The organism is Planotetraspora kaengkrachanensis, assembly GCF_016862895.1.
Lineage (GTDB): Bacteria > Actinomycetota > Actinomycetes > Streptosporangiales > Streptosporangiaceae > Planotetraspora > Planotetraspora kaengkrachanensis.
Map to the genome: position 1 here is coordinate 130927 of NZ_BONV01000015.1, position 21047 is coordinate 151973.

General features: G+C 70.3%; 16 protein-coding genes. 9 read left to right on the forward strand and 7 right to left on the reverse strand.

Features of this window, described 5'->3' with window-relative positions; genetic code table 11:
- Nucleotides 1-75 precede the first annotated feature (75 nt).
- Nucleotides 76-2538 (reverse strand): leucine--tRNA ligase, encoded by a 2463-nt coding sequence (leuS, locus tag Pka01_RS18765; RefSeq protein WP_203884090.1) that lies wholly within the window; start codon nucleotides 2536-2538, stop codon nucleotides 76-78.
- Between the two features lie 622 nt (nucleotides 2539-3160).
- Here leuS and Pka01_RS18770 point away from each other — a divergent pair.
- Nucleotides 3161-4807, forward strand: coding sequence for a hypothetical protein (locus Pka01_RS18770; protein ID WP_203884091.1), 1647 nt, complete (start codon nucleotides 3161-3163; stop codon nucleotides 4805-4807).
- A 20-nt stretch (nucleotides 4808-4827) separates the two neighbouring features.
- Here Pka01_RS18770 and Pka01_RS18775 read toward each other — a convergent pair whose 3' ends face one another.
- From Pka01_RS18775 to Pka01_RS18790, 4 genes are all read right to left on the reverse strand, one after another.
- Nucleotides 4828-6102: a cytochrome P450 gene (locus tag Pka01_RS18775; protein WP_239115105.1), complete on the reverse strand. Its 1275-nt coding sequence runs from the start codon at nucleotides 6100-6102 to the stop codon at nucleotides 4828-4830.
- Nucleotides 6103-6343: 241 nt separating this feature from the next.
- Nucleotides 6344-7618: a cytochrome P450 gene (locus tag Pka01_RS18780; protein WP_203884093.1), complete on the reverse strand. Its 1275-nt coding sequence runs from the start codon at nucleotides 7616-7618 to the stop codon at nucleotides 6344-6346.
- A gap of 244 nt (nucleotides 7619-7862) precedes the next feature.
- Nucleotides 7863-9122: an SAM-dependent methyltransferase gene (locus Pka01_RS18785; RefSeq protein WP_203884094.1), complete on the reverse strand. Its 1260-nt coding sequence runs from the start codon at nucleotides 9120-9122 to the stop codon at nucleotides 7863-7865.
- 54 nt (nucleotides 9123-9176) lie between these two features.
- Entirely contained in the window at nucleotides 9177-10550 is a 1374-nt protein-coding gene (locus Pka01_RS18790) for an FAD-binding oxidoreductase (protein WP_239115106.1), read from the reverse strand.
- 224 nt (nucleotides 10551-10774) lie between these two features.
- On the opposite strand from Pka01_RS18790, the gene Pka01_RS18795 reads away from it, so the two are divergent.
- The gene (locus Pka01_RS18795) at nucleotides 10775-11509 is read left to right on the forward strand and encodes an N-acetyltransferase (protein ID WP_203884095.1); all 735 of its coding nucleotides are present in this window, start codon (nucleotides 10775-10777) and stop codon (nucleotides 11507-11509) included.
- 28 nt (nucleotides 11510-11537) lie between these two features.
- On the opposite strand, the gene Pka01_RS18800 is transcribed toward Pka01_RS18795, so the two are convergent.
- Entirely contained in the window at nucleotides 11538-12515 is a 978-nt protein-coding gene (locus Pka01_RS18800) for a 2-hydroxyacid dehydrogenase (protein ID WP_203884096.1), read from the reverse strand.
- Between the two features lie 75 nt (nucleotides 12516-12590).
- On the opposite strand from Pka01_RS18800, the gene Pka01_RS18805 reads away from it, so the two are divergent.
- Nucleotides 12591-13712 carry a CaiB/BaiF CoA transferase family protein gene (locus Pka01_RS18805; protein WP_203884097.1) on the forward strand — a complete coding sequence of 374 codons (1122 nt, stop codon included), beginning with the start codon at nucleotides 12591-12593 and terminating at the stop codon, nucleotides 13710-13712.
- 70 nt (nucleotides 13713-13782) lie between these two features.
- The gene (locus tag Pka01_RS18810) at nucleotides 13783-14451 is read left to right on the forward strand and encodes a nitroreductase family protein (RefSeq protein ID WP_203884098.1); all 669 of its coding nucleotides are present in this window, start codon (nucleotides 13783-13785) and stop codon (nucleotides 14449-14451) included.
- A gap of 106 nt (nucleotides 14452-14557) precedes the next feature.
- Here Pka01_RS18810 and Pka01_RS18815 read toward each other — a convergent pair whose 3' ends face one another.
- Nucleotides 14558-15028, reverse strand: a complete 471-nt coding sequence (locus tag Pka01_RS18815; protein ID WP_203884099.1) for a GyrI-like domain-containing protein — start codon at nucleotides 15026-15028, stop codon at nucleotides 14558-14560.
- 106 nt (nucleotides 15029-15134) lie between these two features.
- On the opposite strand from Pka01_RS18815, the gene Pka01_RS18820 reads away from it, so the two are divergent.
- The 5 genes from Pka01_RS18820 (at nucleotide 15135) to Pka01_RS18840 (ending at nucleotide 21041) form a co-directional block, all read left to right on the forward strand.
- Complete coding sequence (locus Pka01_RS18820) at nucleotides 15135-16574, forward strand: GuaB1 family IMP dehydrogenase-related protein (protein WP_203884100.1); 1440 nt, start codon at nucleotides 15135-15137, stop codon at nucleotides 16572-16574.
- Between the two features lie 115 nt (nucleotides 16575-16689).
- The gene (locus Pka01_RS18825) at nucleotides 16690-17379 is read left to right on the forward strand and encodes a general stress protein (RefSeq protein ID WP_203884101.1); all 690 of its coding nucleotides are present in this window, start codon (nucleotides 16690-16692) and stop codon (nucleotides 17377-17379) included.
- 153 nt (nucleotides 17380-17532) lie between these two features.
- Nucleotides 17533-17907, forward strand: coding sequence for an FKBP-type peptidyl-prolyl cis-trans isomerase (locus Pka01_RS18830; protein ID WP_203884102.1), 375 nt, complete (start codon nucleotides 17533-17535; stop codon nucleotides 17905-17907).
- 89 nt (nucleotides 17908-17996) lie between these two features.
- The gene (locus tag Pka01_RS18835; protein ID WP_203884103.1) at nucleotides 17997-19469 is read left to right on the forward strand and encodes a glycosyltransferase family 39 protein; all 1473 of its coding nucleotides are present in this window, start codon (nucleotides 17997-17999) and stop codon (nucleotides 19467-19469) included.
- A 45-nt stretch (nucleotides 19470-19514) separates the two neighbouring features.
- The gene (locus Pka01_RS18840) at nucleotides 19515-21041 is read left to right on the forward strand and encodes an ATP-dependent DNA ligase (RefSeq protein ID WP_203884104.1); all 1527 of its coding nucleotides are present in this window, start codon (nucleotides 19515-19517) and stop codon (nucleotides 21039-21041) included.
- Nucleotides 21042-21047 lie beyond the last annotated feature (6 nt).

Genomic DNA, 21047 nt, shown 5'->3' on the forward strand with positions numbered 1-21047 from the left:
GGCCTGCCGTACGGGATCGAAATCAGGCGTCGGCGGCGCGGGAGGCGCCGCCGACCGGGGACCGTCAGCGGGCGGTCACGGGACGATGTTGACCAGCTTCGGCGCCCGCACGATCACCTTGCGCGGCGTGCCGTCGAGGTGAGCCTGGACCTTGCCGGAGGCCAGCGCCAGCTCGCGCAGGTCGTCCTCGGAGATCTCCGGCGAGACCTCCAGGCGGTCGCGCACCTTGCCGGCGACCTGGACGACGGCCGTGACCGATTCACGCACCAGCAGCGCAGGGTCGGCCGTCGGCCAGCCGGCCCGCGCGACCGTCGGCCCGTGGCCGAGCCGCTCCCAGCCCTCTTCCGTGACGTACGGCGCGACCAGCGAGAGCATCACGGCCAGCGTCTCGGCGGCCTCGCGCACCGCGGGATCGGCGGCGCCGGGGCCGGAGTCGATCGCCTTGCGCACGGCGGACGTCAGCTCCATCATGCGCGCGACGGCGACGTTGAAGCGGTACGTCTCGACGAGCTTGGTGACCTCGTCGATGGTCCGGTGGGTGACCTTGCGCAGCTCCACATCGCCGGTGGCGGGGTCGGTGCCGGGCGCGGAAGCGGCGCCGGCCTCGGCCATCACGCGGAACGCACGCGCCAGGAACTTCTGCGACGCCGCGGGCGACACGTCGGCCCAGTCGATGTCGTCTTCGGGCGGACCGGCGAACACCATGGTCAGCCGGACGGCGTCCACGCCGAAGGAGTCGATCTGCTCACCCAAGTCGACGCCGTTGCCGAGCGACTTGGACATCGCCTTGCCCCGGTTGATCACCTGACCCTGGTTGAGCAGGCGCAGGAACGGCTCGGTGAAGTCGACCATCCCCATGTCGTGCAGGACCTTGGTGAAGAACCTCGAGTACAGCAGGTGCAGCACCGCGTGCTCGACACCGCCGACGTACTGGTCGATCGGGCCCCACTTGCGGACCTTCTCGACGTCGAACGGCCCGTCCTCGTAGTGGGGGTCGACGTATCGCAGGAAGTACCACGACGAGTCGACGAACGTGTCCATCGTGTCGGTGTCGCGCTGCGCCGGGCCGCCGCACTTGGGGCACTCGACGTTCACCCAGTCGGTGGCCGCGGCCAGCGGCGAGACGCCCTTGGGCTTGAGGTCCGCGCCGCGCAGGTCGGGCAGCGCGACCGGCAGCTGCTCGTCGGGGACCGGAACCTCGCCGCAGTCGGGGCAGTGGATGATCGGGATCGGCGTGCCCCAGAAACGCTGACGGGACAGCAGCCAGTCGCGCAGCCTGAAGTTGACCGTCGCCTTGCCGGTGCCGCGCTCCGCCAGGATCTCGATGATCCGCTGGATGGCCTCGACCTTGGACAGACCGTCGAGCGGCCCCGAGTTGACCAGGGTGCCCTCGCCCGGCGTCGCGATGCCGGTCTCGCCCGGGTCGGCCATGCCGGTGTGCACGACCGTCTTGACCGGCAGGCCGAACTTCCGCGCGAAGTCGAGGTCGCGCTGGTCGTGCGCGGGGACCGCCATGATCGCGCCGTGGCCGTAGTCGGACAGCACGTAGTCGGCCGCCCAGACCGGGATGCGCTCGCCGTTGACCGGGTTGATCGCGTACGTCCCCAGGAAGACGCCGGTCTTCTCCTTCTCCGTCGACAGCCGCTCGATGTCGGAGAGCTTGGCGACCTCGGCCCTGTACACGGCCAGAGCCTCACGGCGGTCGGGGGCGACGATCTCCTCGGCCAGCGCGGCGTCGGCGGCGACCACGAAGAACGTCGCGCCGTACAGCGTGTCAGGGCGGGTGGTGTAGACGGTGACGGGCTCGTCGCGGCCCTCGATCCGGAACTGGACGTCGGCGCCGGTCGACCGGCCGATCCAGTTGCGCTGCATGGTCAGCACACGCTCGGGCCAGCCGCCCTCCAGCTGCGCCATGTCGTCGAGCAGCCGGTCGGCGTAGTCGGTGATCTTGAAATACCACTGGGTCAGCTCGCGGCGGACCACCTCGGAGCCGCAGCGCTCGCATCTGCCCGCGACGACCTGCTCGTTGGCCAGCACCGTCTGGTCGACCGGGCACCAGTTGACCAGGCCGCCCTTGCGGTAGGCCAGGCCGCGCTCGAAGAAGCGGTTGAACAGCCACTGGTTCCAGCGGTAGTACTCGGGGTCGCTGGTGTGCAGGCGGCGGGACCAGTCGAAGGAGATCCCGTACCGCTTGAACGAGGTGGCCTGCGTCTCGATGTTCGCGTAGGTCCACTCGGCGGGGTGCGCGTTGCGCTTGATCGCCGCGTTCTCGGCGGGCAGGCCGAAGGAGTCCCAGCCGATCGGGTGCAGGACATTGTCGCCCCGCTGCATCCAGTACCGCGCGACGACGTCGCCGATGGCGAACACCTCGCCGTGCCCCATGTGCAGATCGCCCGAGGGGTAGGGGAACATGTCGAGCATGTACGTGCGCGGCCGGAGGTCGCCGGCGTCCTCCGACGCGGCGAAGGGCTTCAGCTCCTCCCACCGCGGCAGCCACTTGGCCTGCAGCGCCCGCGGGTCGTACACCGGCTCGTCCACTTCCACTCCTCGCCAGGCGGCTGATCAGATGAAAGACGCCTGCTCATGACGGAGCCCCCCGCTCCGCACGAGGGGCAGCCTGCGTTTCCGCACATCGTGCCGACTCACGGAACAGCTGCCTGAAAAGCAGGGTCGCGACACGCGAGTCCAGCGTAGCGCAGACGACAAGGCGGTCGCCGACGGATATTCGGGGCTGACGGTGCGAGTCAAGCCGCGCTGCCCGCTGGAGACAGATCCGTAGTGACCTCTTATGTCCCGTTAGTCTACTGTCTTCGCTGTGGCCGACCCATTCCCGGACCTGCCCATGCAGGATCCGCCAACCGATCCCTCGGGGGAGCAGTTTCGTGGGGCATTCTCCAGTTTCGCTGCGGCACCCCCCACGGGGCATGAGAACATGCCAGGCACCCCCAATCCGGGCATGAATTCGGGAGGTAACGTGCCCTCGGACCGTAATGAGCCACACCGGTCGAACTCCTGGCCGGAGGTACCCCCAGCGTGGCCAGAGGTCCCAGGACCATCCTCGTCGTTCAACGACCCCGTTCCGGCCTTCGGCGAGAACGGCCCCGCGACCGCGGCGATGCCGCCCATCCCCGCCACCCCTGACTCTCCGTACTCCTCCCCGGTGTCCGCGCCCGGCCGGGGTACGTCGAACGCCCCCAAATACCAGTGGACCGGGCCCATCGGCACCGACATCCCCGCGGCGTCCCAGCAGCGGAACGCCGAGATGCGTTCGCCGTTCACCCCGGTCACCGCCCCCGTGCCCGGCACTGAGCCCTCGGACATCGCGTGGACCCCGTCCGCCTCGTTCGACGCCATGCCCACCACCGGAGGCCCCTTCGACGGCGCCCGTCCGGCGCCAGGGGGACCGTTCGACCCTCTCCGGCCGAGTTCGGCGCCGCCGGAGCCCCCGGCGCCCTCCTGGGCCCAGCCGGGCCAGGGCGACACCGCGTCATGGTCGCAGCCGGGCCAGGCGGACTGGTCCCAGCCTGACCGGTCGGAACGGCCCATGTCGGGTCACGGGGAGCGGCCACAGCCGGGACAGGGGGGATGGCCCGATTCGTCCGGCCAGGCCGACACCGCGTCATGGCCCGCCCCCGCCTCCATGTCCGCGCCCGCCGCCCCCGCTCCCGCCTGGTCGACGCCGGCTCCCCCGGCTCCCGCCGAGACGTCCTGGGGCGCGCCCACCGGGTCGGACGCAAACTGGTCCGCCGCGGGTGCGGGCGGCTCCGACACGGCCTGGGGCACCGCCGGTACGGGCGGGTCCGATACGGCCTGGGCCGCGAATGAGGCCCGGGGAGCGGACCCGGCGTGGAGCGGGGCACCCGCCCAGGCGAGCCCGCCCTGGCCCGGCCCGCCCGCCGACGTGGCGCAGCCGACGTCGCCCGACCCCTCGCGAGGCGAGGATCCGTACAAGCCGTTCGTGACGGCGGGACAGATCAGCGGGCCCAAGACGCCTCCCGCGCACCGGCAGCAGGAACTGTGGGACACGGTCTTCGGCGACACCTCCCAGACGATGGACGACTACGACGACGAGCGCGGCCGTCCTGTCTGGGTCTTCGCGCTGGTGACCACGGTGATCCTGGCGTTGATCGGCGGGCTGGTGTGGGCCTTCGTCGCGGGGCCGCTCAGCTCCGGCGACACCGGCGACACGAGCGCCGCGCCGTCGGCCGAGCCGACGACGTCGGCCGCCGCGGCCAAGCCGGAGGTGCTCTTCCCGGCCCTCGCGGCCTACAAGGGCACGCCCTCCCCCGTCAAGGGCACGGTGCCCGACCCGGACGCGGCCCTTTCGCTGCCGCGGCTGCGCGGGCCGTGGAAGGTCGACACCAACGCGGCCTCCATCCGCACAACGTACGGATTCTCCACGCGCCAGTACGTCCCCGCCGGGATGACCACCCGCGGCAAGCAGGAGTTCGCCCAGGTGATGTCGGGGCCGCTCCCCGAGTCGCTGGCCTCGAAGTACACCTCGCCGAGCAAGCTCACTCCCGTGGTCGCCGCCGTGATGACGACGGCGCGGCAGACGTTCTTCCCCAAGGGCAGCACCGCTTCGAAGGTCGCGCAGCAGCGCTACTCGCACAACGGCATCACCGGCCTGCTCGTGACCTACAAGGTCACCGCCGACCACGAGGACACGACGGTCGCCGTCGCGGCCCTCAACACGGGCGGCGACCTGCCGGCGATCGTCTACGTGGCGGTGCCCGAACTCAAGGACGACCTGCTTCCCGACATCAACTCGGTCTTCAAGTCGACGCGCAAGCTCAAGGCGAGCTAGGCGAGACGCGGCGGGGGCGGTCAGAAGGTGCACTCCATGTGCTTGGTGCCGTTGATGAAGCTGGAGAACAGGCGCTCGGGCTCCCCCGCCTCGATCTGAGGCACCCGCCGGAGCAGCTCGCGGAACATCACGGTGATCTCCCGCCGTGCCAGGTGGGCGCCCAGGCAGAAGTGCGGACCCGGGCCGCCGAAGCCCACGTGCGGGTTGGGGTTGCGGGCGATGTCGAACCGGAGCGAGTCGTCGAAGACGTTCTCGTCCCGGTTGGCCGACCAGTAGTAGAGGACGACCTTCTCGCCCTCGCGGTACAGGTTGCCGTTCATCTCGTGGTCCCTGGTCACCTTGCGCCGCATGTAGTTGACCGGGGAGGCCAGCCGGACGATCTCCTCGACGGCGCCGGGCGCCCGGCCGTCGACGTCCTCGAGCCACGACCTCTTCTGGTCGGGGTTGAGCGTCAGCAGCCGCATGCCGTACGAGATGGCGTTGCGGGTGGTCTCGTTGCCGGCGACCACGAGCAGGATGAAGAACGAGCCCAGTTCCTGGGCGGTCAGTCTCTCCCCGTCGATGTTGGCATTGACCAGGGAGGACGTCAGGTCGTTCGTGGGGTTCTCCACCCGGTCGGCCGCCAGCCTCTGCACGAGCTCCTGGAGCTCCATGCCGGCGGTGAGCAGTGCGGCGCCGATCGACTCGGCGTCGGCGACGTACTCGGGGTCGGAGGCGCCCAGGATGATGTTGGACCGGTCGAAGACGAAGCCGTAGTCGCTCTCCTGGATGCCCATCATGTCGCAGATGATCTTGAGGGGAAGGCGTGCCGCGACCTCGGTGACGAAGTCGCAGCCCGAGCCCGTCGCCAGAAGGTCGTCGACGATGCTCGCCGCGGCGACCTCCACGTCGTCCTCGAACTGTTTGATCATCTTGGGCGTGAACGCGCGGGAGACGATCCGCCGCAGTCGGGCGTGGCGGGGGTCGTCCATGTTGATCATCGAGCCGAAGTACTCGGCGAACTCCGCCGGCATGTCGATGATGCTGGTCGCGCCACCCTGGCCGGAGGCGAAGACCTCGGGGTTGCGGCTCGCCTCGAGGATGTCCGCGTGACGGACGAGAGCGTGGTAGCCGAGCCCCTTGACCGACATGTACGGGACCTCGGGGTCGGCGAAGAACGCGGGCTTGTCGAGTTCGCGTAGCAGGCGGAAGGCGTGCTCCCGCTCCGCGGGCGGGCGCAGCCAGAAGGCGTGATCGGACAGGTTGATGTCCGCGGCCGACGTGATGGGAGTGCTTTCCACAGGCTGGGAGGTCACGGCCGATCCCTTTCTGGCGGTGCCAAAACAGAATGACATTCGGTTTTATCCTGCCACAGACCACCCCGATTCCGGTGATCTCTCAAAAATTCCCGGCATGATCACGCCCAGCCCCTCCTTGGCGTGATCATGCGCAGATTCGGCGGCGCCCGCCCCCACCTGCACCGTCCCGGTTTGTGATCATGCACAGATTCGGCGGCGACCACCCCGACCTGCGCGAAAGCCGTACGTGATCATGCACTTAGAAGCGATAGTTCAGGTGCTTGATCCCGTTGATGAAGTTGGAGAGCAGATACGAAGGCTCCCCCTCGGTGCGGATGCCGGGCATCCGGGTGAACAGCTCTCGGAACATCACGGTGATCTCCCGCCTGGCCAGGTGGGCGCCGAGGCAGTAGTGCGGGCCGGGCCCGCCGAAGCCGACGTGCGGGTTCGGCGTGCGCGTGATGTCGAAGGCGTCCGGATCCGCGAACACGGCCTCATCCCGGTTGGCCGAGTTGTAGAACAGCAGAACCTTGTCGCCCTTCTTGTAGTCCATGCCGTTCATGGTGTGATCACGGGTGACCGTGCGGCGGAACTGGATGACCGGGGTCGAGTAGCGGATGATCTCCTCGACGGCGCCGGCGATGTGTCTCTCGAAGTCGCCGGTCAGCAACGCACGCTGGTCCGGATTGTCGGTGAACGCCTTGAGCCCGTGGCTGATCGCGTTGCGGGTGGTCTCGCTGCCGGCGACCACGAGCAGGATGAAGAACGACCCGAGTTCCTGAGTGGTGAGCCGCTCGTCCCCGTTGACCAGCAGGGTGGTCAGATCATCGGTCGGGTTGCGGCGGCGCTCGCGCCCGAGGCGCTGCGCCAGCGAGCTCAGCGCGTGGCCGGCGCGCAGCAGCCGGATCAGACCGCGGGCCGTCGTCCAGCGGCCCGCGACCTCGTCGGGACGCGCGGAGTCCACGCCGAATCCCGCATACTCGGAGTCGGCGTTGGCCAGGATCGTGTTGGTACGACTGAGCACCATGTCATGAAATTTCGCCGGAATGCCGATCATGTCGCAGATGACCTGTACGGGAAGCCGCGCGGCGATCTGCGGGACGAAGTCGCCGGCGCCCTGTTTCACGGCCCTGTCGACGATCTCTTCGGCGGCCCGCTGGAGGTCCTCCTCCATCTTGGCGAGCACGCGCGGCGTGAAGGCCCGCGAGACGATCCGGCGGAGCCTCGCATGTCGGGGGTCATCCATATTGATCATGGAGCCGAAGTAGACGGCCAGCCAGCGTGGCATGTCCGGAATGCTGTTGGCCGTCGGCTCACTGCTGAAGATCCCGGCGTTCCTGCTGGCCTCGCTCACGTCCGCGTGCCGTACGAGCGCGTAATAACCAGCGCCCTGCGGGATGAAGGGGATCTTGTTCTCGACGAGGAAGACCGGCCGGTCCAGCTCGCGCAGCCGCCGGAAGGCGTCCAGCCGCTCGGCCCGAGGCAGCGCCCAGAACGGAATTCGCGACAGGTCGAGCTCCGGTGCCACGCTCATGCCGCCAAATCTTGTGCACACGCCCGCGTGCGTCAAGACCTCCGCCTACTGCATGATCACGTACGGCTTTCGCGCTGGTCAGCGGTGCCGTCACCGAATCCGCGCATGATCACGGACCCCGTTTGCGCAGGTCAGCCCGGCGGTCCGCGAATGCGTGCATGATCACGCGCGGTGGGCGCCCTGCTCAACCGCGTGATCACCGAACCTGTGCATGATCACGCGGAAGAGCGAGGAAGGCCGGGGATCAGGGCCAGTCGATGCTCGGGCGGAGGGGAATCTGCGCCGACGCGTCGTCGTCGAGCCTGATGCCGAGCACCTGGTGCAGCTGCACCTTGTTCCGCTCGAACCCGACCACGCATCCGGCCATGTAGAGGCGCCAGACCCGGGCGGTGCCCATGCCGACCTCGGCGACGGCCTCGTCCCAGTGGTCGTCGAGGTTCTTGCACCACTCGCGGAGGGTCAGCGCGTAGTGCTCGCGCAGGTTCTCCTCGTGGCGGATCTCGTAGCCGATGTCCTCCATCTGGCGGACCAGGTGGCCGACAGACTCGAGCTCACCGTCAGGGAAGACGTAGCGGTTGATGAAACCGCCCTTGTTGATCGTCTTCTCGGTGCCCGTGGGGCGGGTGATGCAGTGGTTCAGGAGCCGCCCGCCCGGCTTGAGCTTGCCGTACAGGAACGAGAAGTACGACGGGAGCTGCTCCTTGCCGATGTGCTCGGTCAGGCCGATCGAGCTGACCCGGTCGAATCCGGTCTCCGCCACGTCGCGGTAGTCCATGTAGCGGACCTCGGCCAGCTCGGACAGACCCGCCTCGGCGATCGCCTTCTGGGCCCACTCCGCCTGCTGGCGCGACAGCGTCACGCCGAGGCCCTTCACGCCGTACTCGCGGGCGGCGTGCATCACCATGCCGCCCCAGCCGCAGCCGACGTCGAGCAGGCGCATGCCGGGCTTGAGTTCGAGCTTCTTGGCCACGAGGTCGAACTTGGTGTGCTGCGCCTCCTCGAGCGTCGCGTCGGCGGTCGGGAAGACCGCGCACGTGTACGCCATAGAGGGGCCGAGCACCCACTCGTAGAACTTGTTCGAGACGTCGTAGTGGTGGTGGATCGCCTCGGCGTCACGCTGCTTGGCGTGGCGGCTGCCGAGCCTGGCGAGCGCGCTGCGGCGCATCTCCTGGGGCGGCAGGGGCGCCTTCATCATCAGCGGCTTGGGGCCGATGGAGCGGATGGCGGCGACCTTCTCGCTGAGCGGCAGGTCGTTGAGCGTCAGCGACCACATGCGATCGAGCAGCGTGTACATGTCGCCGTGGACGTCGAGGTGCCCGGAGATGTACGCCCTCGCGAGGCCCAGCTCCCCCGGCGCCTTGGCGAGGTAGGCCACCGCCTGCGGCGATTTGACCTCGATGCGGATGTCGGCGCCCGCCGAGCCCGCCTTGCTTCCGTCGTACGCGGAGAACTGCACACCCGCGTCGCTGCCAACGATTTTCTCGAAAATCTCGGCAAGAGTCATGTCAACCTCTCCCCACGTACGAAATCTCGTACGAAATCCACACGTAGGAACTGCCTACTTGCCCCGGACACATTTGTCGTACAGGTCGAGCAGTCGCCCGCCCGGGTCGTACGCACGCTTGACCGGCCAGTACGAGTCCCCGTTGTACAGCCGCCAGAACTCCGCCCGCTCGTAGTACGAGCTGGAGTAGAGCGACTTGTGGCCACCGAGCCTGTGCACGGCATGCTCGATGAGACGGTTGTAATAGCCGTCCTGCTGGCCACGCGGCAACGGGACCATGCCCCAGAAGCCGAAGTTGATGTAGAGCTTGCCCGGCTCGAGCGGGTAGATCGGCCAGTCGCGGGTCGCCTTCAGCGGGCACATCCAGACCGGCGTCATGCCGACCTCGCTCTGGAAGATCTCGAGGAACTCCGCGCCCCGCTCGACCGGCACCTCGACGTCCTGGATGACCGACTCCTGCACCGGCCTGTCCCGCCAGCGGTCGAGCCGGGCGGTCACGCCGTGCCGCTGGTCGAAGCCCACCAGCTTGCGGTAGACGTCCGAGCGCAGCCAGCGGCGCGGCACCAGGGACCGGACCAGCGGCTGCTGCACGCCGAAGGCGCGCGAGCACCAGAACCAGTCGGTGTCCCAGCGCCACAGGTAGTCGCGGATGGTGAGCCAGTCGCGCGGCCGGGTGCGGATCGACTGGTAGTAGATGCGCATCCCGGTGTAGTCGGACGTGTAGGGCGCCTTGTCGGCGAACGTCCCGACGGTGACGTAGAGCTCGCCGGGGCCGAAGTAGGTGCCGTCGACGAAGTCGATCGGCTCGCCCTCGTGGCTGCGGCTCTCGCAGATCTCGCTCAGGGCGAGCATGCACTTGTCGGCGTCGGTGAACCGGATGTGCGTCAGCCGTACGAACGGCTTGACCGGCGCCAGCTTGATGCGGATCCGCAGCGCGTAGCCGAGCGTGCCGTAGGAGTTGGGGAAGGCGTTGAACAGGTCGGCGTGCTCATTGTCCGCCCGCGCGACCACGATCCGCCCGTCGCCCGTCAGGATCTCGAGCTCCTCGACCGACTCGTGCGGCAGGCCGTCGCGGAAGCTGGACGACTCGATACCGAGGCCGGTGACCGCCCCGCCGAGGGTGATGGTCTTGAGCTGCGGCACGACGTGCGGCATGAGCCCGTACGGCAGGGTCGCGTCGACCAGGTGCTCGTACGTCGTCATGCCCTGGACCTCGGCCGTCATGGTCTCGGGGTCCACCTGGATCACCTGGTCCAGGTCACGGGCCGACAGCGACGCCGTCTTGGTGGGTTCGCGGAACCGGAAGAGGTTCGTGGTGGCCTTCGCCAGCCGGGGGGCCGCGTCTTCAGGGATCGCCGCGTAGGAGTCCCTGATCTGCTCCACCGCCTTGTTGTGGGCGGTCATACTGGTCGTGCTGCGCGTGGGCATGGCACCACCCCCATGGATCATTGAGACCGCCTCTAGGCACGTTATCCCTCGAAAACACCGCAGACCAGATTAGACACGTTACGGCTCCGAAAATCATCGGGGTATGCCGTAGCCGGCGGCGAGGCCTCCCGCCGTTCCAGGCCTTTCGAATCGTCGCAGGTCAGACGGTACGCCACCCGGTGATCTATGGACGGACGGCGCGGCCGGGGCGAGGATGACGTCTTGTGGATCTCGTTGTGAGCACCCTCGCGGAGCGTCCGGAACTCGCGCACGACCTGTTCGGCATGCCCACGGCATGGCCCGAATTCATGTTCAACGATCCGATCGCCGCCCTGTACTACTCGGTGGCCGTGACCGACTATCCCGAGTTCGTGCTCGTCGCCACCATCGACGGCGGTCTCGCCGCGAAGGCGCTGTCGGTCCCCCTGCGGCTCGGCGGGGACCCGCTGCCCGCAGGCGGCTGGGACGAGGTCGTCATGCGGGCGTGGCGCGCCAGGCTGCGGGGCGACCGTCCCGACGCCGTCTCGGCCCTCGAGATCTCGATACGCCCCGACGTGCTCGGGCGTGGCCTGTCGGCGGTGATGCTGGCCCATCTGCGCGACCAGGTCGCGGCGCTCGGGTTCGCCGAACTGCTCGCCCCCGTGCGCCCCAACGCCAAGCACCTCGAGCCGTGGACGCCGATGTCCGAGTACGCCTGGCGGACCCGCGACGACGGCCTGCCCCACGACCCGTGGCTTCGCGTGCACGTCCGCGCGGGCGGGGTGGTCGACCGCGTGGCGCCGAGATCCATGGTGATCCCCGGCACGCTCGCGGAGTGGCGGCGCTGGACGGGGCTCCCCTTCGACCGGGCGGGGCGCCTCGAGGTCCCGGGGGCGCTGAGCCCCGTGCACGTGGACCTCGAGGCGGACCAGGCCGTCTACGTCGAGCCCAACGTCTGGGTACGGCACGCCCTTCGCTGAGGGCTCACCTGCGCGGACGACCGGTGGCTCACCTGCGCCGGACGACCGGGTCGACGCCGTTGACGACGTTGACGACGGGGCGGCCCTCGACCGCCGCCGCGAGGTTGTCGAGCACGCACTGGATGAGCCGCCCGCTCGCCTCCGGCGTCACGGCGGCGGCGTGCGGCGACAGCAGGACCTTCTCCGCCGCGCGCAGCGGGTCCGCGGCGGCGAGTGGCTCGGTGTCGTACACGTCGAGCGCGGCCCCGGCGAGATGCCCGGACTCCAGCGCGGACAGCAGCGCGCAGTCGTCCACGATCGGGCCCCTGGCCGCGTTGATGAGCACGGCGCCGCGGGGCATCCGCGACAGCCGTACGGCGTCGAAGAGACCGCGGGTCTCGTCGGCGAGCGCGATGGCGAGCACCAGCACGTCACTGGACGCGGTCAGCTCGTCGAGCTCCAGATAGGCGGCGCCGCCGGCGTCCGGCCTGGGCGTACGCGACCAGTAGGACACCCGGCATCCCAGCGCGCCGAACATGCGGGCGCACGCGGCGCCGACCGGTCCGAAGCCGACGATCCCGACGCGGGCACCCGCGAGCTCACGCCGCTGGAACGTGAACTGCGGCCAGCCTCCGGCCCGCATCTCGCGGTCCGCGTCCGGCAGATGCCGCAGCAGCGCCAGCGACGCCGCGAGACACCATTCGCTGACGGCGTCGGCGTTGACGCCGGCCGTGTTGGACACCGGCACGTCGGCTTTCGCCAGCGCCTCCAGGTCATGACCGTCCACGCCGACCGACGGCTGCTGCACGAAGGACAGCCTCGGGGCGTGCCGTACGGCCTCCGCGTCGAGCACGAGCGCGCCGCTCCAGTCGCCGACGACGATGTCGGCGTCGGGCAGCGCGTCGATCACGGCTTCCCGGTCGCGGCGGGCGGGGACGACGAGTCGCACCTGGTCGCCGAGGCCTCCGAGCAGGTCGCGGAGGGCCTCCTCCGGCAGTGGGGGGAGCGCAAGGATCTTCCACGTCACGGTCGGAGTCTCGCATGCTCCAGAAACATGTTCTACTGGGCGCAGCAAATGTAGGTCCCACCGAGGAGAGCCGGAATGGAACAGCCCCGGAAGGGCCCGCTGGCCGGGGTACGCGTGCTGGAGCTGGCAGGGCTCGCTCCCGGGCCGTTCGCCGGGATGATGCTCGCCGACCACGGCGCGGAGGTGCTGCGCGTCGACCGGGTCACGGCCGTGACCGACGCTCCGCGCCCCGACGTCATGGACCGCGGCAAGCGCACGATCGGCATCGACCTCAAGTCGCCCGCGGGCGTCGAGGCGTTCAAGAAGCTGGCGGCCGGAGCCGACGTGGTGATCGAGGTATTCCGCCCGGGCGTCGCCGAGCGGCTCGGCATCGGGCCGGACGACCTTCGCGCGGACAACGAGCGGCTGATCTACGGCCGGATGACCGGCTGGGGGCAGGACGGCCCGCTGGCGAAGTCCGCGGGACACGACATCGACTACATCGCGATCGCCGGCGTCCTGTCGATGCTCGGCCGCGCGGGCGGCCGGCCCACTCCCCCGATCAACATCCTCGGCGACTTCGCCGGTGGCGGCCTCATGCTGGCGTACGGCGTGCTGCTCGCCCTGTTCGAGCGGGAGCGCACCGGCAGGGGCCAGGTGATCGACGCCGCGATGGTGGACGGCGCGGCCCTGCTGTTCTCGATGTTCTACCAGGGGGTCCAGAGCGGCTCGTGGGGCCCTCGCGGCACGAACCTGCTGGACACGGGCGCTCCGATGTACGACACGTACGAGACGGCCGACGGAGGGTTCCTCGCCGTGGGGCCGCTGGAACCACAGTTCTGGGCCGAGATGGTGACCAGGATGGGCCTCGACGACCTGCCCGGCCGCGACGACCAGGCCAACTGGCCGCGGATCCGCGAGCGGCTCGCCGCCGCGTTCCGGTCCAGGACCCGGGCGGAGTGGGAGGCGGTCTTCGAGGGCTCCGACGCCTGCGTCTCCCCCGTGTTGTCGATGGGCGAAGCGGCCCGGCATCCCCACAACCAGGCTCGCGGCACGTTCGTCGAGGTCGACGGCGTGGTGCAGCCGGTCCCCGCCCCGCGCCTGCTCGGGAGCGGCAGGGGTGACCTGTCCGCCAACACCCGGCTGCGCGACCTCGACGCCTGGGGCCTGTCCGAGAAGGAGGCCGAGGCGTACCGCGCGGCGGGCGTCCTGAGCTGACCACCGGAAACCGATGAGAGACCCGCGGCGCGCACGTGCCGCACGACCGTGAGCGAGGAATGAACGGCCGATGAGCATGGACCTCTTCGAGGCGCTGTACACGACCCGCGCGATGCGCCGGGTGAAGTCAGACCCGATCCCCCAGGAGATCCAGGAGCGGATTCTCGACGCAGCGGTCCGGGCGCCGAGCGGCGGCAACGCGCAGGGCTGGCGTTTCATGCTGGTGGACGATCCGTCGGTGAAGGAGCAGCTCGCGCCGCTGTATCGCGACGCGCTCGGCACCCTGTACGACGGGCACTACAAGGCCGCGCGGGAGCGCGCCGAGGCGAGCGGCGACGCCAGGACGCTGAGCGTGATGAACTCGTCCCTCCATCTGGCGGAGAACTTCGAGGGCTACCCGCTGCTCCTGTTCGCCTTCACCAGGAACGACCCGAGCGGCGGCTCGATCTACCCCTCGGTGTGGAGCGCGCAGCTCGCCGCCCGCGGTTTCGGCGTGGGCAGCGCGCTGACGACGGTGCTGGGACTCTTCCACGGCGCCGAGGCGATGCGGATCCTGGGCGTCCCCGAGGGCAAGGGCTGGGAGATGGCCTGCATGGTCACCTTCGGGTACCCGACCGGCCGCTGGGGTGTGGCGCCCCGCCGGCCCGTCCACGAGGTGAGTTACCGCAACCAGTGGGGCGAGCCGGTCGGCTTCGAGATCTCCGAGCCCCTGTGGCCCGGCGACGACCCGAGTGCATGATCACGAACCGCGAATCCGCAGGCCGGAGCGGACGCCGCCGAACCTGAGCATGATCACCGACGGCTGCGGCGCAGGTCAGAGGTGCCGCGACCGAATCCGTGCATGATCACGGCCGGGGAGGGGGGAGGACGGCGACGTAGAGATCCGCCCCTCCCCTGTGGTGGACCTCGAGGTCGGTGGTGAACGCCCTCGAGGGCGTCGCGCCCGACTCGCTGTGCTTCCACACCCGCTGCCACGCCTCGATCAGCGCGCCCGGCATGGGACCGCGCGCCTCGACCAGCATCGCGGGGACGCCGGGCACGCGGACCGCGACCATTCCCTCGGGCAGCCGGGCGGCGGTGTGCACGGCGATTCCCACGATCTGCGTGTACGCCCCGTAGTGATCGCCCTCGTAGTCGGTCAGCACCGCATAGAGGTTCTCATCGACGCGGCCCGGCACGTGCGCGAAGGCGCCGGGCGCCCCCGCACGCGCCCACAGGCCGGGCAGCTGCGCACGGGACGGGTCCGCCTCCGCGGCGTTGGTCGTCCGTACGGCATGGCCAACGATGAGCAGTTCAGGCCGGTCGACGATGATCACGGCTCCTCCTTCCAACCGCGTCAATCTACCCGGCGTCCTCGCGTCTCGCGCCGTCTCCCGCGGGGAATGCAGGACAGGGAAGGCTCAGGACGTAGGCTGGACAAACGTGCGATTCCTCAATGATGTGACGCCGCCCTACGATCTCACGTACAGCGACGTGTTCATGATCCCGTCACGCTCGGCCGTGGGTTCCCGGCTCGGCGTCGACCTGTCGACCAGCGACGGCACAGGCACCACCATTCCCGTCGTGGTGGCCAACATGACCGCGGTAGCCGGGCGCCGCATGGCCGAGACCATCGCGCGGCGCGGCGGCATCGCGGTGATCCCTCAGGACATCCCGTTCGACGTGGTGGCCGACGTCATCGAGTGGGTCAAGAGCCGCCATCTGATCCACGACACGCCGCTGACGCTGACGCCGCACGACACCGTCGGCGAGGCGCTCAACCTGCTGCCGAAGCGGGCCCACGGCGCCGTCATCGTCGTCGACTGGGAGAACCGCCCGGTCGGGGTCGTGACCGAGGCCGACTGCCAGGGCGTCGACATGTACACCCAGCTGCACCAGGTCATGTCGCCGTCGCCGCAGACGCTGCCGCAGGACACCGACCCGCAGACGGCCTTCGAGGCCCTGCACGAGGGCCGTCACCGCCTGGCGCCCGTCGTGGACGACGAGGGTCAACTGGTCGGCATCCTCACCCGCACCGGCGCGCTCAGGGCGACCCTGTACGAGCCCGCGGTCGACGCGGGGAACCGGCTGCGGATCGCCGCGGCGGTCGGCGTCAACGGCGACGTGGCGGCCAAGGCCAAGGAGTTGCTCGACGCGGGCGCCGACGTCCTCGTCGTCGACACGGCCCACGGCCACCAGGAGAAGATGATCGCCGCCCTCAGGTCCGTACGGGCGTTGAATCCCGGCGTGCCGGTCGCCGCGGGGAACGTGGTGACGGCCGAGGGCGTCCGCGACCTGGTGGAGGCTGGGGCCGACATCGTCAAGGTCGGCGTCGGGCCCGGCGCCATGTGCACCACGCGCATGATGACCGGGGTGGGCCGGCCGCAGTTCTCCGCGGTCCTGGAGTGCGCCGCCGAGGCACGCCGTCTGGGCCGCCACGTGTGGGCGGACGGCGGCGTGCGGCACCCGCGCGACGTGGCCCTGGCGCTCGCCGCCGGCGCGTCCAACGTCATGATCGGCTCCTGGTTCGCCGGAACGTTCGAATCCCCGGGCGACACCCGCACCGCCGCCGACGGCCGGAAGTACAAGGAGAGCTTCGGCATGGCCTCCGCCCGGGCCGTACGGCTGCGGACGGTGGACGACACGCCCTTCGAGCGGGCCCGCAAGGCCCTGTTCGAAGAGGGCATCTCGACATCGAGGATGTACCTCGACCCGGTGCGGCCGAGCGTCGAGGATCAGATCGACGAGATCGTCGCCGGCCTGCGCTCTTCCTGCACGTACGCGGGGGCCGCCGACCTGGAGGAGTTCCACGAGCGGGCGGTCGTCGGCGTCCAGAGCGCGTCCGGGTACACAGAAGGCATGCCTCTCCACCAGAGCTGGTAATGACGTGCATATCGGGCCACCGTCGGGTAGTGCCGTGTCGTATCGACCGCACAACCCGACGGAGGCGAAGATGTTCACCTCTCCCGCCAAAGGGCCGGTCGCACAGACTGCCGACATGCGGCCACTGGCCAGTTACCCCGACTACGCGTCGGCGCAACGGACGGTCGACACCCTGTCCGACGCCGGCTTCCCGGTGGAGACGACCGCCATCGTCGGCAGCGACCTCCGGCTCGAGGAGACGGTCACAGGAAGGCTGACCAGCGGCAAGGCTGCGCTGCGCGGGGCGAGCAACGGAGCGCTCATCGGTCTCGTCATCGGCCTGTTCCTCGGGCTGTTCACCGCGACCACGATCTCGTTCATCGGCATCGTGATCTGGTCGATCATCTGGGCGGCCATCGTCGGCGCCATCTTCGGCTACGTGGCCCACGCCCTGAGCCGCGGACAGCGTGACTTCACCTCACGCAGCGCGATCGTCGCCGGCCACTACGACGTGCTCGTGGCGAGCCCCATGGTCGAGCAGGCCCGGTCGGCGCTCGCCCACGCGGCCTCCGGCACGGCGGGTCGCTCCGCGCCGGGAAGCCCGGGCACCATGCACATGCCCGGCGGCCCCGGCCCGGACGGCCCCATGCACATGCAGGACCGCGGCATGCGGGCACCGGGCGGCCAGGACCACATGGGCATGCCGGGCAGGCCGTCCATGGAACGGCCCGACACGCACCGCACCGAGACGAGGGGGACCGATCCCGGACGGACGGACCTCGGGCACGGGCCCGGCCCGGACACCCGCAGGGACCGCCCGGAGTAACCCACTCAGACCAGCACGAACTGACCGCCACGCCGTGCCGTCGGCCACGCCCTTCCCACCAGAGTCGGGGAGGGCGTCGGTCGTCTGGGCGATCTTCGGTAGAGTCGTTCGGTCGGCCGGGAACATCCGGCGCGCAGAGAACAGGAGACCCACGTGGCACTCGAGAAGCCCGAGATCGACTTCCCGGAGGGGGCGCCTCCGGCGGACCTCGAGATCGTCGACCTCGTCGAGGGGGACGGACCTGAGGCCAAGCCCGGACACACCGTGACCGTGCACTACGTCGGCGTCGCCTTCTCCACGGGCGAGGAGTTCGACGCGTCCTGGAACCGCGGGTCGCCCTTCCAGTTCCCGCTCGGCGGCGGCCGGGTCATCGCCGGCTGGGACCGCGGAGTCGCGGGCATGAAGGTCGGCGGGCGCCGCCGGCTCACGATCCCCGCCCACCTCGGCTACGGCAACCGCGGCGCGGGCAACGCCATCAAGCCCGGTGAGACGCTCATCTTCGTCGTCGACCTGCTCGGCGTCGCCTGATCGTCCGGTTCGGCCGCCTACGGCGCGCCGATCGAGGAGGGCCGCCCCGGGGGGTGGTGCGGGCGGCCCGGTGACATGATGATGTCCCCGTGACCACGATCACCGAGGTCCACGAGGGCGCTCGCATCCCCCCGTTCGCCCGAGCCCCTGTCGGCGGCGTCGCGCTTGCCACGGTGGCGGTCCTTCTCGCCGTCAGCCCCTGGTACGGCTACCACCGCGACGAACTCTACTTCCGGCTCCTCGGCGAGCATCCTCGGCTGGGATATTTCGACACCCCGCCGCTCACACCGATGATCGCCCGGGTCTCGGCCGCCGTGTTCGGCGACACCGTCGTCGCCCTGCGGATCATCCCCGCGTTGTGCACCGGGGCCGTGATCGTGCTGGTCGCCCTCCTCGCGCGTGAGCTCGGCGGAGGCAGGGCCGCACAGGTCCTGGCCGCCGCTGGAACGGCGACGGCGGTGCTCCCGCTGATCGCCGGTCACACGCTGCTCACCCTCACCCCCGACCTCGTCGTCTGGACGGCGGTCGTGCTCTGCCTCCTGCGCGTCCTGCTGCACGGGGACGGCCGCTACTGGCTGTGGGTGGGCGTGCTCGCGGGCGTGGCGACCTACAACCGCGACCTGATCGTGCTGCTGCTCGTCTCCGCCGGGGTCGGCCTCCTCGCGGCGGGACCGAGGAAGGTGCTCCTGGACCGGCGGCTGTGGATCGGCGCCGGCCTCGCTCTCGTCATCGCCGCGCCCAACCTCGTCTACCAGGTGACGCACGACTGGCCGCAGTTGCAGATGGCGGACGCGTTGAAGCTCGACGAGGGCTCCGACAACCGGGCCGTCTTCGTGCCCCTGCAGATCCTGCTGCTCGGCCCGCCTCAGTTCGTCCTCGTCGTCGCGGGATGGATCCGGCTGTGGCGCGACCGCGCGACCCGGGCCCTCGCGATCGCCTACCCGGTCGCCTGCGCGCTGACGCTCTACTCAGGCGGCCGACCGGACTACGTCGGCGTGTTCCTCCTCTACCTGTTCGCGGCGGGCTGCGTGACGGCGGCCGGATGGCGGCGGCGGCCGGTGCTGGTCGCGGCACTGGCCGTCAACGCGGCCGCGTCGATCGTGGTCGCCCTGCCCGTGATCCCGGCGTCCTCGCTGACCGGAACCCCGGTGGCCACGATCAACGAGGTGGCCCGCGAGTCGGTCGGCATGCGCGGCCTCGCCGTACAGGTCGCGGAGGTCGTACGGGGGCTGCCGCCGGCCGACCGGGCCGGGGCGGTGCTGCTCACGAGCAATTACGGCCAGGCAGGCGCCCTCGACCGGTGGGCGGGCGAGCTCGGCCTGCCGAAGGTCTACAGCGGGCACGACGAGCTGTGGTGGTGGGGCCCGCCTCCGGAGGGCACCCGGGTCGTGGTGGCGCTCTCCTGGGACACCTCCTTCCTGGCCGCGCGCTTCGCCCGGTGCACCCAGGCGGGCACCGTGCACGGCATGGCGGGCGAGGAGGAGGGCATCCCGATCAGCGTCTGCCGCGACCCGGTCCGGCCCTGGAGGCAGATGTGGCCGGAGGCGCGGCACTACAGCTGAGGTCCACCGTGGGCAAACGTCGGTGCGTTGAGGCAGGATGACGATGTGTTGCTGATTGACCTCACCCGGACGTCCGCGGCGGTCGCCTCGGATGCCGCCCGTCTGGCCAAGATCGCGCATCTGGCCGAGCTCCTGAGCCGGGTGGGTCCGGACGAAGCCGAGATCGCGGTCGCCTACCTCTCCGGAGAGCTGCCCCAGCGCCAGATCGGCGTCGGCTGGCGCACCCTCCAGGACGTGCCCGAGCCGCGTCAGGTGGCCATCGCCACCCTCACCGAGGTCGACTCCCTGCTGCAGCGGATCAAGGCGCAGTCGGGTGCGGGCTCCCAGGCCGCGCGCAGGGCGCTGCTGGCCGAGCTGTTCGGCTCGGTGACGCGGCAGGAGCAGTCGTTCCTGCAGCGGCTGCTGACCGGAGAGCTGAGGCAGGGCGCGCTCGACGGGGTGATGATCGAGGCGATCGCGAAGGCCTCAGGCGCCCCGTCGGCCGAGGTCAGAAAGGCGCTGACGCTGCGCGGATGGCTGCCCGCCGTCGGAGCGGCCGCGCTGCGGGGCGGCGTCGAGGAGCTGCGCGCGTTCACGCTGGAGGTCGGGCGCCCCGTCGCCCCGATGCTCGCGCAGAGCGCCCCGACCGTCACCGCCGCGCTGGAGAAGATCGGCGGACCGGCGGCCGTGGAGTGGAAGCTCGACGGCGTGCGGGTGCAGGCGCATCGCTCGGGTGAGCGCGTCGGCGTATTCACCCGCACCCTGGACGACATCACCGCCCAGGTGCCCGAGCTGGTCGAGGCGGTCCTCGCGCTGCCGTCGGAGGACCTCGTCCTCGACGGAGAGGTGATCGCGCTGCGGCCGGACGGCCGGCCCGAGCCCTTCCAGGTCACCGGTGGGCGGGTGGCCAGCAAGACCGACGTCGCCGTGCTGCGGCAGACCGTTCCGCTCAGCGTCTTCTTCTTCGACGCCCTCCGCGTCGGCGGCGCCGACCTGCTCGACCTGCCCGACGAGGAAAGGCACGCCGCGCTGGCGGCGGCCGTCCCCTCGCAGCTCCTCACCCCGCGGCTGGTCACGGCCGACGCCGAGGAGGGCGAGGCGTTCTTCGCCGAGGCCCTGCGGCGCGGCCACGAGGGTGTGGTGGTCAAGTCGCCTGCCACGCCGTACGCCGCAGGCCGGCGGGGCGCCGGGTGGATCAAGGTGAAGCCGCGGCACACCCTCGACCTCGTCGTGCTGGCCGCCGAGTGGGGCAGCGGACGCCGCAGCGGACGGCTGTCCAACCTTCATCTGGGCGCGCTCGACCCGGAGACCGGCGGGTTCGTGATGCTCGGCAAGACCTTCAAGGGGCTGACCGACGAGCTGCTGGCCTGGCAGACCGAGCAGTTCCTGCGCCTGGCGGCGGGACCGACCGACGACTGGGTCGTCGCCGTCAAGCCCGAGCTCGTGGTGGAGATCGCCTTCGACGGCGTGCAGAGGTCGACCCGTTATCCGGGCGGCATGGCGTTGCGGTTCGCCCGTGTCCTGCGCTACCGGCCCGACAAGCGGGCCGAGGAGGCCGACACGGTGGCGGCGGTCCGGGCGCTCATGCTCTGACCGCCG

Coding starts and splice junctions, on each gene's coding strand:
- Pka01_RS18785 (WP_203884094.1), bottom strand. CDS start 9,122: ATGACTCTTGCCGAGATTTTCGAGAAAATCGTTGGCAGCGACGCGGGT.
- Pka01_RS18780 (WP_203884093.1), bottom strand. CDS start 7,618: ATGAGCGTGGCACCGGAGCTCGACCTGTCGCGAATTCCGTTCTGGGCG.
- Pka01_RS18825 (WP_203884101.1), top strand. CDS start 16,690: ATGCGGCCACTGGCCAGTTACCCCGACTACGCGTCGGCGCAACGGACG.
- Pka01_RS18790 (WP_239115106.1), bottom strand. CDS start 10,550: ATGCCCACGCGCAGCACGACCAGTATGACCGCCCACAACAAGGCGGTG.
- Pka01_RS18810 (WP_203884098.1), top strand. CDS start 13,783: ATGAGCATGGACCTCTTCGAGGCGCTGTACACGACCCGCGCGATGCGC.
- Pka01_RS18805 (WP_203884097.1), top strand. CDS start 12,591: ATGGAACAGCCCCGGAAGGGCCCGCTGGCCGGGGTACGCGTGCTGGAG.